Origin of the sequence: Microcystis sp. M179S2, assembly GCF_020245805.1 — a bacterium.
Taxonomy (GTDB): domain Bacteria; phylum Cyanobacteriota; class Cyanobacteriia; order Cyanobacteriales; family Microcystaceae; genus Microcystis; species Microcystis aeruginosa.
The window spans coordinates 1-6,214 of record NZ_JADBUE010000202.1 but is presented as its reverse complement, the minus strand read 5'-3'; the positions used below and the strand labels follow the sequence as shown (position 1 = coordinate 6,214).

Genomic DNA, 6,214 nt, shown 5'->3' with positions numbered 1-6,214 from the left:
GTGGAGATACCGAAAAACAGCTATCTGTAAGCGATACTAATTGGAAACGATTGGGACAGATAGCTGTTAGCAAGATTCAGTTAATTCGTCGTTCTAACGGTTTAATTGTTTCTCACTAACTTGTATAAAGCCGCCCTCCGCTATCGCTAAAGGGCGGGGTTTCAGACCCAATTTTTCGATGACTGTACTGACCGAAGGAATCGCGCCCCACGGTGGGCAATTAATTAATCGTATTGCTACCGCTGCCGAAAAAGCTGAATTTCTGGCCCTAGCTGAAAAACTACCGCGAGTTTCCTTAGATGAACGATCGCTCTCGGATTTAGTTATGATTGCTATTGGTGGTTTCAGTCCCCTCAAAGGCTTTATGGAACAGGACGACTACGAAAAAGTCGTCGATGATATGCGTCTAATCAATGGTTTACCCTGGGCAATTCCCGTGACTCTTTCCGTTAGGGAAGAAGTGGCGGATCCGCTCAAAGAAGGCAACTGGATTCGTTTAGATGACAGCGAAGGCAACTTTGTCGGAGTCCTAGAACTAACCCAAAAATACCGTTATAATAAGGCCCACGAAGCAGTTAACGTCTATCGTACCGACGACCAGAAACATCCCGGGGTAAAAGTCCTCTATGAACAGGGAGAAATTAACCTCGCAGGTCCGATTTGGTTACTTCAGCGCGATCCTCATCCCCAGTTTCCCAAATATCAGATCGATCCTCTGCAATCGCGCAAAATGTTCCACGAAAAAGCTTGGAAAACGATTGTCGGTTTCCAAACCCGTAATCCCATCCACCGGGCCCACGAATACATTCAAAAATGCGCCCTAGAAGTGGTAGATGGTTTATTCTTGCATCCTCTTGTCGGCGCTACCAAAAGCGATGATGTGCCGGCCGATGTACGGATGCGTTGCTATGAGATCATGATGGATAAATACTTTCCCCAAGATCGCGTTATTCTGGCTATCAACCCCTCAGCTATGCGTTATGCAGGCCCCCGGGAAGCGATTTTCCACGCTATTATCCGCAAAAACTACGGTTGTACCCATTTTATCGTCGGTCGTGACCATGCCGGAGTCGGGGACTACTACGGAACCTACGATGCTCAGTATATCTTTGATGAGTTCGAGCCTGGGGAATTGGGAATCGTGCCGATGAAGTTTGAACACGCTTTCTACTGTACCCGCACTTCGGGAATGGCAACCACCAAAACTAGCCCCAGTTTACCTGAAGAAAGAATCCACCTTTCGGGAACGAAAGTCCGGGAACTGCTGCGCAAAGGAGAATTACCACCTCCGGAATTCTCCCGTCCAGAAGTAGCTGCCGAATTAATCCGCGCCATGCAAGGATCTTGACATCCTCGCCGCACTTTTAGGGCGGCGATTCCTAAACCTCACGATTTAAGTTTCTGCTTCCACCACCGTCGCATACCACAGTTAAAAAACCATGTACTGTCTTACACAGAGTCCACAGACTTTCGCTCCATTTCAGAAGCCCGATTCCGTGTGTCCCACGGTACGGTTCTGACTAAACGCTTCTTGTACTTGTTGCGCGCGACTTTTTACCCGGACAAGCTTTTCTGAACGGAACTCCCTAAGCCGAGTTTTCAAGGTGCTGTCCGCCCACTTGGTTTTCGAGACGGTCTTTTTAATTCTAACGTAAAGCCGCCGTTCTACGGCGGGGTTTCCCACCCAAAATTTTCGATGAACATAACTAGGCGAGAATTGATCCAGCAGACAGGTTGGGGGTTGCTGACTTTGGCGATTAGTCAAGGGACAGTTAACCGTCATTTGGCCGCTCTCGCCGCCCCTAATCCCCGAAAATTGGCTCTTTTAGTCGGTATTGACCAGTATGGGGCGAATATTCCGCCGCTGCCCGGCTGTCTTACCGATGTGGAGTTACAAAAAGACCTTCTCCGTTATCGTTTTGGCTTTCAGGATGCTGATATAGTAACTTTAACGGGACAACAAGCCAGTGGAGAAGCGATCAAATCGGCTTTTTTAGAACACCTGATCGCCCAAGCCAAGGCAGGGGATGTGGTCATTTTTCACTTTAGCGGTTATGGCAGTGTTGGGGCCCGAAAAGAGGTTTTTATTGCTGCGGATGGGGCAGAAAATGCTTTACTTAAGGAAAATATCCTGCTGATGGCTCGCTGTCTAGCTACGGATAAGTTTAGCTTGATTTTTGATAGTAGTCATCTCCCCCAACCTCAGCCCTATCTCGGTAATCTCCGCGTTCGTTCCTATTCTAGAACCATTACTGATCCTAACCCCGCCGAATTAACTTTCGCTGCCGATATTAAAACCCGTTTTAACCTCAAAAATAAGCCTAGTAACGGCGTTATTCTCGCTGCCGCTAAACCAGAGCAAATTGCCCTGGAATTGAGCGGTAATAGCCCCAATGCTGGCTTATTCACCTATGATCTCACTCAGTATCTCTGGCAAGCTTCCCCCAGTCCGACAATTGCGATCGCTTTTCCCCATCTCCGTAATCTCGTCGCTAGTCACAGCAGTCAACAACAGCAACCGACAATCCTGACCAATAATCAAAATAATTCTGTGTCTCTTTATCATACAACGTCAGAAAAGTCAAGGGTTGGGGCGGCAATTGTTACAAATCTTATTGATGAGCGCACCCTAGAAGTCAATCTGGTCGGCCTCCCCTTAGAAATCCTGGAAAATTACGGAATTAACTCCTGTTTGAGCTTTATTGAGGCGACCGGGGAGGAAATCAGCCTACAAATTCTCTCCCGTCAGGGTTTAAAAGCCAAAGCCCAGTTATTATCAGCAACCGCCTCCCTAGAAATAGGACAGATTCTAGAGGAAAAATTGCGGGTTTTTCCGAGTAAAATCGGCTTAATCGTCGGTTTGGATCATAACTTAACCCGGATCGAACGGGTAGATGCTACCAGTACCTTTGCCAGTTTGCCCGATGTGGCCGCCGTGGTTAACATTGGCGAACAAACGGTAGATTGTCTCTTAAGTCGAGTTGGTAGCGAAGAAACTGGCAATTATCAGTTATTATCTGCCAATGGCTCCCTAATTATCGGTAGTTTAGGGGCGGCCAACGAAGCAATTAAATCGGGAATCAAACGACTGCAATCGCAACTAGAAACCCTGCTGGCCTGCAAATTGTGGCACTTGTTGATCAATCAAGAATCCTCCGGTTTAGCCGTCATTGTCACCCTCGAAAGCCTCGATCAAACCTATATCTCCACAGTGCCAACCCAAAAAATTGCGGGTAGCAGGGGGACTAATACCGCTAAAAACGACTTAATTCTGCCCGTGGGTACGGAAATTCGCTATCAAATTGAGAATCAAGAAGAACAACCCCTCTACGCACTGATCCTTGTCCTCGACAGCGATCGCCAACCGCTTTTATACTGTTCCTGTTCAGAAAACCCCGATAATTTCAGCAATTCCAGCCCATTAGCCCCCTTTGTCGTGGCGGCCAAAACCAAGGCCACCATCCCCAATGACCGCCAAGGGCATTGGAAAATTAGTCAACCCAAGGGCATCAGAGAAAATCTACTGATCCTCAGTCGTCATCCTTTCCCGAAAACCTTGACCCTTCTCAATGCCACTCAAAGCCTCAAGGGAGAAGCCACCCAACTGCTCACCCTGACTAACCCCCTAGAAATAGCCAGAGCTTTCTGGAGCGATCTAAAATTAGATTTAGGTCTAAAAATGGATAGTTCTGGCAGTGTAATTGATGAATACGCCTTTGATCTAGGAACTTGGTCAGGTTTCCGGTTTATTTATCAAGTTATGGACTAAATCGATAGAATGATTCTATGGAATCCTTGAAAAGAAAAGGTTAAAATCCTAACACAGCTACCCCTAAATTTCCCGATGAATCTTCTGCCCCGGACAACCCAAAGCCGCCTCAAAAAAATCCCACAAATTCCCAGTGTTTGGGAAGGAGATCGTCGTGCTTTATCCTTATCCGAGAGAATGCCCCGGGCCACCCTAGAACCAAATCAAGAAAGCGGTGGCGAGTGCGTGATCTGGGTGGATGGTAGCGAGGGCTGTGTACGCGCTATGGAAGTAGTTTCCCCTGAAACCGGGCCGGAGGCCATGGTAAGAACCTTAATCCGCGCCATCGAAACACCCCAAAATCCAGCCCGGCCAGCCAGACCGAAAAAAATTATCGTCCGCGATCGAGAAACACAGTTTTTTCTGCGCGGGGTACTGCAAGATCTCGATATCACCATCGATTATGTCCCCAGTTTGCCCCTGATCGATGATCTCTTTCGTGGATTCGACGAATTCCAAAATAACCGCCCCCCGGCAATTCCTCCCACTTGGCAGTCCGCTTTAGTGAAAACCGCTCACGAAATTTGGAAAGCTGAACCCTGGTCCTGTTTAGCTGATTACGATATTTTGCAAATTAAGCTCGATCGCTCCGATTTCCCGAATCTTTACGCCTGTGTCATGGGAATGCTCGGTCGGGAATACGGAATCATTCTCTATCGTTCCCTAGAATCCCTCAAACAATTCCGGCAGTCCGCTTTAGCAGAAAAATCGATGGAAAGATTAGAAAAAGCCTTTCTTTCCCAAGATTGTTGGTTTTTAAGCTACGAATTGGCCGATGATGATGAGGACGATGATGAGGATGACTACGATCTAGCCTCGGCTGCCCCCTCCCAAATCCATCCAGTTTTCGGCAGCGTGCATCCCTACGAAGGTATTCGCCCCTATTTAGATGAAGAAGAAGCAATCACGGTATATTTAGCTTTAATAGCTCTGTTGCGCTTTTTTAAAGGCAATCAATCCGCTTTATCCGAAGAACCGATCGGAGAATTACAGCGTCGTTTTCGCATTCCCCTCGACCCCGAACAAGCAAAAGGGGAAACCGTGGCGGTGACGGTAGCCACGATGCCCGATCTATGTGCGGAATTTATGCAACTCTTGGAGGAGGAGGACGACGACGAGGATGAGGATGATGAGGATGATGAGGAAGAATCCGTACTCAAGGAGGATTTAGTTCCTGATAATGCACATCTCAGTCTGGGAATGGTTCCCTGGCAATTATTAGATAAAATTCGCAGTCGTCCAAAAATCCATTATCAACCCCAGTCCGTACCGACAAAAGGAGAGGGTTTCCCCGTGGTGATGATCCAGACCTCCCGACCGAAAGCCAAGGAAATTATCGAAAAAATCGAACAAGCTGGCGGTTTGGCGGCCATTGGTTTTAACCCCGGCGAAGATCCCCTCGAAGATACCCGTTATGATCTGGGGATTCTGAAAATGGCTAACGGTGATCTCTATCTATTTGGGGAATTCGAGCAAGATGATCCCGACCACCGTAACGCGCGTCGCAATTGGCAAAAACGCATCAAAAATACCGAGGGTTATTGTGGTTTGATTATTGCCATGGGCGTAACGGGTTCCTCCTGCGGCAATCCCCAATTAAACGATATGTTAGCCCTCTATGAGGCAAAATCGATCAATAGTAAAGATTTAGACTTGGGAGTTTTGACTCTTATGCCTCACTTTGGTTAATTTTAACCAAGGCAGCGGCGGCTCTTTTTCAGTGATCAGTAATCAGTAATCAGTTTGCTTGGCAAATTCATTGACATACTCCCACCGTCAAGCTGCGCTATGAAGTGTAGAAATATGCCCATGACGAATCGATTTTTACCGCCGCGCATGGGCAGAAATTCCCTTAATGGGTAGGTCAACTTCGATCAGGCGTTTAGGGTAGGTCATCATGGTTAAAATTTTACAATTTGGTTAAAAAATCCCACTCATTAAACCAAGTCGAGCGATCAACAAGATTGAGTAATGAAATAAAATCTTGCTCAATATTGAACTCTATATTATAAGGTTTGGTCACTTGATTAATAATTGTTTGAACATCATTTTTATTAGCCATTTTATAAAATTCACGATTGTCATTGATGGTTTTTAAATACCTCCTAAATAGAGTATTTAGACTAATATCCTTTTCTCTAATAGGATTTTGGTTATTCAAAAAATCCCTTTTACTTAGTTGTTCCCTGACGTTGGCATACCGATGGCAAGTCTCATCAATATATTTATCATCAAGACTCTCTAGCTTTTCTTGCATAATTGTTAAATAACTGAACTTCCCCCGTATAAATATACTAGCTATGGCTCAAAGTCTTACAGAGCCTGAGTTAAAGCAATGTAATACTAATAAACTACTGGGTACAAACTCCTGAAATCTTTACGCAGACAGGGTTTGAGGCAAAATTT

The 6,214-nt window shown here is 46.2% G+C and carries 4 protein-coding genes and 1 pseudogene; 4 read left to right on the top strand and 1 reads right to left on the bottom strand.

All coding sequences use genetic code 11. The features are described 5' to 3' along the window. The 4 genes and pseudogenes from IM500_RS24765 to IM500_RS12500 form a co-directional block, all read left to right on the top strand. Positions 1–119: pseudogene (locus IM500_RS24765) on the top strand (RRXRR domain-containing protein); the annotation flags it as partial. A 59-nt stretch (positions 120–178) separates the two neighbouring features. Then, positions 179–1,348 carry a sulfate adenylyltransferase gene (gene sat, locus IM500_RS12510; protein ID WP_190357289.1) on the top strand — a complete coding sequence of 390 codons (1,170 nt, stop codon included), beginning with the start codon at positions 179–181 and terminating at the stop codon, positions 1,346–1,348. Between the two features lie 348 nt (positions 1,349–1,696). After that, entirely contained in the window at positions 1,697–3,769 is a 2,073-nt protein-coding gene (locus tag IM500_RS12505) for a caspase family protein (protein ID WP_190719611.1), read from the top strand. 75 nt (positions 3,770–3,844) lie between these two features. Next, the gene (locus IM500_RS12500; protein ID WP_190719614.1) at positions 3,845–5,497 is read left to right on the top strand and encodes a DUF6930 domain-containing protein; all 1,653 of its coding nucleotides are present in this window, start codon (positions 3,845–3,847) and stop codon (positions 5,495–5,497) included. Between the two features lie 220 nt (positions 5,498–5,717). Here the strand turns inward: IM500_RS12500 and IM500_RS12495 are convergent, their stop codons facing one another. Then, positions 5,718–6,065 (bottom strand): hypothetical protein, encoded by a 348-nt coding sequence (locus tag IM500_RS12495; protein WP_287738563.1) that lies wholly within the window; start codon positions 6,063–6,065, stop codon positions 5,718–5,720. Between the last annotated feature and the right edge of the window lie 149 nt (positions 6,066–6,214).